The organism is Amnimonas aquatica (genome assembly GCF_002943415.1).
GTDB lineage: Bacteria > Pseudomonadota > Gammaproteobacteria > Pseudomonadales > Moraxellaceae > Perlucidibaca > Perlucidibaca aquatica_A.
The window spans coordinates 1-5,357 of record NZ_PTQZ01000126.1; the positions used below are offsets into that span (position 1 = coordinate 1).

Annotated in this window: 4 protein-coding genes and 1 tRNA gene; 3 read left to right on the forward strand and 2 right to left on the reverse strand. The window is 66.3% G+C overall.

Annotated elements, in window-relative coordinates:
• Window positions 1-151 precede the first annotated feature (151 nt).
• Window positions 152-2,248 (reverse strand): excinuclease ABC subunit UvrB, encoded by a 2,097-nt coding sequence (gene uvrB / locus C5O18_RS06090; protein ID WP_206389756.1) that lies wholly within the window; start codon window positions 2,246-2,248, stop codon window positions 152-154.
• A 3-nt stretch (window positions 2,249-2,251) separates the two neighbouring features.
• Between uvrB and C5O18_RS06095 the strand changes: the two genes are divergently transcribed.
• The 3 genes from C5O18_RS06095 (at window position 2,252) to C5O18_RS06105 (ending at window position 4,830) form a co-directional block, all read left to right on the forward strand.
• Window positions 2,252-3,202, forward strand: coding sequence for an MBL fold metallo-hydrolase (locus C5O18_RS06095; protein ID WP_105192398.1), 951 nt, complete (start codon window positions 2,252-2,254; stop codon window positions 3,200-3,202).
• Window positions 3,203-3,411: 209 nt separating this feature from the next.
• Window positions 3,412-4,596, forward strand: a complete 1,185-nt coding sequence (locus C5O18_RS06100; protein WP_105192400.1) for a pyridoxal phosphate-dependent aminotransferase — start codon at window positions 3,412-3,414, stop codon at window positions 4,594-4,596.
• 158 nt (window positions 4,597-4,754) lie between these two features.
• Window positions 4,755-4,830 (forward strand) — tRNA-Asn (locus tag C5O18_RS06105).
• A 175-nt stretch (window positions 4,831-5,005) separates the two neighbouring features.
• On the opposite strand, the gene C5O18_RS11160 is transcribed toward C5O18_RS06105, so the two are convergent.
• The gene (locus tag C5O18_RS11160; RefSeq protein WP_105192402.1) at window positions 5,006-5,242 is read right to left on the reverse strand and encodes a helix-turn-helix domain-containing protein; all 237 of its coding nucleotides are present in this window, start codon (window positions 5,240-5,242) and stop codon (window positions 5,006-5,008) included.
• Between the last annotated feature and the right edge of the window lie 115 nt (window positions 5,243-5,357).

A 5,357-nucleotide genomic window follows, 5' to 3' on the forward strand; every position in this document is an offset into this window, starting at 1 on the left:
CCGGGGTTTTGCCTGAAATGCACACGATTGCTGCGGCCATGTGCACAAAAAGCGGGCATGGGCACCGCCCGCCTGCCACATTCCCTGCCGGAAGACCAGAGGCCGTCACGACTCCTGCAGCCGGCACCAGCGCTTGACACGCCCGCCGGCCTCAGCCGGCGAGCTTGATCTGCTCGCGCAGGCGATGCATTTCGTCGCGCAGGCGCGCCGCCTCCTCGAACTCCAGGTTGCGCGCCTTTTCCAGCATGGTCTTTTCCAGCTGCTGGATCTGCTGCGTCAGCGCCTTCGCGTCCAGCGGCGCCGGACGGCTGCCCGGGCGCTCGCCACGCCCGGCCAGGCCGCCGCCGCGACGGGCGCCGGAGCCGCCGCCATTGGCGACCGCGGCGCCGGCATAGGTTTCCAGAATGTCGCTGACCGAACGCGCCACCCCCGTCGGGGTGATGCCGTGCTCGGCGTTGAAGGCGATCTGCTTCGCCCGCCGGCGCTCGGTCTCGCCGATGGCACGGTCCATGGAGCCGGTCATGCGGTCGGCATAGAGGATGGCCTTGCCGTTGAGATGGCGCGCGGCGCGGCCGATGGTCTGGATCAGCGACCGGTCGGAGCGCAGGAAGCCCTCCTTGTCGGCATCGAGGATCGCCACCAGCGACACCTCGGGCATGTCCAGGCCCTCGCGCAGCAGGTTGATGCCGATGAGCACGTCGAACACCCCCACGCGCAGGTCGCGGATGATCTCCACGCGCTCCACGGTGTCGATGTCGGAGTGCAGGTAGCGCACCTTCACGCCGTGCTCGGACAGGTACTCGGTGAGGTCCTCGGCCATGCGCTTGGTCAGCGTGGTCACCAGCACGCGCTCCTGCACCGCCACGCGCTGGCGGATCTGCGACAGCAGGTCGTCGACCTGGGTCGCCGCCGGCCGCACCTCGACCTCGGGATCGACCAGGCCGGTCGGGCGCACCAGCTGCTCCACCACGTTGTCGGCGTGCGCCTGCTCGTACGGCCCCGGCGTCGCCGAGACGAAGATGGTCTGCGGCGAGATGCGCTCGAACTCCTCGAATTTCATCGGCCGGTTGTCCATGGCCGACGGCATGCGGAAGCCGTAGTTGACCAGGTTCTCCTTGCGCGAGCGGTCGCCGTTGTACATGCCGCCGATCTGCGGCACGGTCACGTGCGACTCGTCGATCAGCAGGATGGCGTCCGGCGGCACGTAGTCGAACAGCGTCGGCGGCGCCGAACCCGGCTCGCGCCCGGACAGGTGGCGCGAGTAGTTCTCGATGCCCTGGCAGTAGCCGAGCTGCTGCAGCATCTCCAGGTCGTACTTGGTGCGCTGCTCCAGGCGCTGCGCCTCCAGCAGCTTGTCGTTGGCGCGGAACCATTCCAGGCGCGCGCGCAGCTCGTCCTTGATGCCGTCGATGGCGGCGTGGATGCGCTCCTGCGGCGTCACGTAGTGCGACTTCGGGTAGATGGTCACGCGCGCCACGCGCTTGCGCACCGCGCCGGTGAGCGGATCGAACCAGCAGATGGACTCGACCTCGTCGTCGAACAGCTCGATGCGCACGGCCTCGACCTCGGACTCGGCCGGGAAGATGTCGATGATGTCGCCGCGCACGCGGTAGTTGCCGCGGTAGAACTCGATGTCGTTGCGCGTGTACTGCAGCTCGGCCAGCCGGCGCAGCAGCGCGCGCTGGTCGACGCGGTCGCCGCGCGCCACGTGCAGCAGCATCTTCATGTAGGCCTCGGGGTCGCCGAGGCCGTAGATCGCCGACACCGTGGCGACGATGATGGCGTCACGCCGTTCCAGCAGCGCGCGCGTGGCCGACAGGCGCATCTGCTCGATGTGCTCGTTGATGGCGGCATCCTTCTCGATGAAGGTGTCCGACGACGGCACATAGGCTTCCGGCTGGTAGTAGTCGTAGTAGCTGACGAAGTACTCGACGGCGTTGTTCGGGAAGAACTCCTTGAACTCGCCGTAGAGCTGCGCCGCCAGCGTCTTGTTGGGCGCCATGATGATGGCCGGCCGCTGCAGCCGGGCGATCACGTTGGCCATGGTGAAGGTCTTGCCGGAGCCGGTGACGCCGAGCAGGGTCTGGTGGCTGAGGCCGTCCTCCACGCCCTGCACCAGGCCCTCGATGGCCGTCGGCTGGTCGCCGGCCGGCTGGTAGCGCGACACCACCTCGAAAACGCCTTNACGCGCTGAAACCTCCGAGTGTAACCTTTGCCGGACGGATGCACCCGCCCCGCCCGGAGACACGCCATGCCCCGCTGGAAACGCCTGATCGGTCTCCGACAGCCGGACCCCGACCTCTACGCCCTGTCCGATGCCGCCTGCAACCCGGCCGCAGGCGGCCCGCAGGCCACGCCGGCACCCGGTGACGATGCGCCGGCGACACTGGAGATCCGCTACCTGGGCACCGCCGGCTTCGTCATCAGCGACGGCTGCCACACCGTGGTGCTCGACCCCTACCTGACGCGCCCCGGCCTGCTGGCCTCGCTGACGCGGCCGCTGGTGCCCGACACCGCGCTCATCGCGCGTCTGATTCCCGAAGCCGACGACGTGCTCATCGGCCACGCCCACTACGACCACATCCTCGATGCCCCCGACCTGTGCCGGCAGACCGGTGCGCGCCTGATCGGCTCGTCCACCGCCGTGCAGGTCGGCATCGCCGCCGGCCTGCCGCCGGAACAGCTGCTGGCCACCGCGGGGCGCGAGGACATCGCCTCCGGCCCGTGGACCGTGCGCGGCCTGCCTTCGCTGCACGGACGCATCTTCGGCCGCATTCCGTTTCCCGGCGACCTGCACGCGCCGCCACCATGGCCGCCGCGCATGGCCGACCTGCCGCACGGGCTGGTGCTGAACTGGCTGGTGGACACCGGCGGACTGCGGGTCATGCACATCGACTCGGCGGACTTCATCGACACCGAGCTGGCCGGGCACCGCTGCGACATCGTCTGTCTCTGCGCGATCGGGCGCCAGGCGCGGCCGAACTACGTGCGCGACATCGTGAAACACCTCCGGCCGAAGTGGATCATCCCCTGCCACTGGGACACCATGATCACGCCCGTCGAGGCCGAGCCCGACCTGCTGCCGGGCGTCGACCTGCCCGGCTTCCTGCGCGAGATCGAGGCCGAGGGCGTGACACCGCTGCTGACCCCGATCCTCGGCCGGCAGCTGTTCGACCAGCCCGGCGACGCCGGGCCGGCCTGAGTCCGGACCGGATCACGGCGGCCGCACACGACAAGTCATGACCGCAAAGTCACAGCCGCTCGGGCAGACTGGCCGGCGGTGCCGGCAGACCATGGTCGCAGGCGCCAAAACCCTGCCCGGCGGCGGTGTTATCGCCGGGATTGTTCCGGTATCATTCCGCCGTTTTTGTCCCCACCCTGCCCAAGCCCGCAAGGCACGAGGAATCATCCGTGGATATTCAGCTCTCGCAACGTGTTCTCAGCATCAAGCCCTCCCCCACGCTGGCTGTCACCAAGAAGGCCGCCGAGCTGAAGGCCGCGGGCCGCGACATCATCGGCCTCGGCGCCGGCGAGCCGGACTTCGATACCCCGGAGCACATCAAGGCCGCCGCGCAGGACGCCATCGCCAAGGGCTTCACCAAGTACACCGCGGTCGACGGCACCCCGGGCCTGAAGAAGGCCATCATCGCCAAGTTCAAGCGCGATCAGGGCCTGGACTACGCGGCCAACCAGATCCTCGTGTCCTGCGGCGGCAAGCAGAGCTTCTTCAACCTGTCGCTGGCGCTGCTGAACAAGGGCGATGAAGTCATCATTCCGGCACCGTTCTGGGTCTCCTACCCGGACATGGTGATCATTGCCGACGGCACCCCGGTGATCGTCGAGTGCCCGCAGTCGCAGGGCTACAAGATCACCGCCGCCCAGCTCGAAGCCGCCATCACGCCGAAGACCCGCCTGCTGGTGCTGAACTCGCCGTCGAACCCGACCGGCATGGTCTACAGCAAGGCCGAGCTGCTGGCGCTGGCCGAGGTGCTGCGCAAGCACCCGCAGGTGCTGGTCGCCACCGACGACATGTACGAGCACATCATCTGGACCGCCGAGAAGTACGAGAACATCGTCACCGTGGCGCCGGACCTGTACGACCGCACCATCGTGCTCAACGGCGTGTCCAAGGCCTACGCCATGACCGGCTGGCGCATCGGCTACTGCGCCGGCCCGCAGAAGCTCATCGCCGCCATGACCAACGTGCAGTCGCAGTCGACCTCGAACCCGACCTCGATCTCGCAGGTCGCCGCCGAAGCCGCGCTGAACGGCCCGCAGGATGTCCTGGTGCCCATGGTCAAGGCCTTCAAGGAGCGCCATGACTATGTCGTGGCCACCCTGAACACCATCGAGGGCATCTCCTGCTCGCCGGCCGACGGCGCGTTCTACGCCTTCGCCAACGTCGAGGGCGCGATCGCCAAGCTCGGCCTGGCGAACGACCTGGCGTTCTCCGAGCACCTGCTCAACAGCGTCGGCGTCGCCGTGGTGCCGGGCTCGGCCTTCGGCCTCGACGGCCACATGCGCATTTCCTACGCGACCGCGCAGAGCGTGCTGGAAGACGCGCTGGGCCGTATCCGCAAGGCCATCGAGGGCTGATCGCCGGGCCTCCGGGCCCGCCGTCACGCGCTCCGGAAGCCGTCCCCACCCCTCGCGGTGCGGACGGCTTTTTTATGAGCAATTTTATGCATGCTCACCGCCCCCTGACGCTTGACCACCCTCCCCGGCCTCTCTATCATTCGCGTCCGTTGTGACGATCCCCGATAGCTCAGTCGGTAGAGCAAATGACTGTTAATCATTGGGTCGCTGGTTCGAGTCCAGCTCGGGGAGCCAATTAAAAGATGAAGCCGGTCAGGTACTTAACCTGACCGGCTTTGTCGTTTCTGGGGCCAGCGAAAACTTCTGGGACAAAACTGGGACGGATTTGGGACAACACAGAAATCTCGCATCTCCATGCTTGACCGAATGTTACCCCTGTCCCACATGCCATTTGTCCCAGCCAGACCTTCTATGTGGTCAGATCCTCATCGCTGAGATGCTCCACCAGATCAGCCACGCTGCAACCAAAGTAACTACATAACTTATCAATCACATCGGTAGACGTGCTGTAGCCGCGCACGTTCGCAATCCGATTCAAAGTTGATCTCGCCAGCCCCGTTGCTTCAGCAACCTCCAGCAAACTGACCACCCTCCCCTCACGGAAAGAGAGATCTGCCATCCGCTCTCTCAGCCTGAACCTGATCATTTTCAACCTCGACCTACTGAACTTGCGAGAGGACGGAATACATGCAAAATAGCCTCATGTGATTCATATTTGAATCACTGAAACCAAAGTAAGCACAAATGAGGCTATCACAAAT

What these genes read in the sequence shown, in the direction of transcription:
- C5O18_RS06095 (WP_105192398.1), top strand. Translation starts at nt 2,252, where the DNA reads ATGCCCCGCTGGAAACGCCTGATCGGTCTCCGACAGCCGGACCCCGAC.
- C5O18_RS11160 (WP_105192402.1), bottom strand. Translation starts at nt 5,242, where the DNA reads ATGATCAGGTTCAGGCTGAGAGAGCGGATGGCAGATCTCTCTTTCCGT.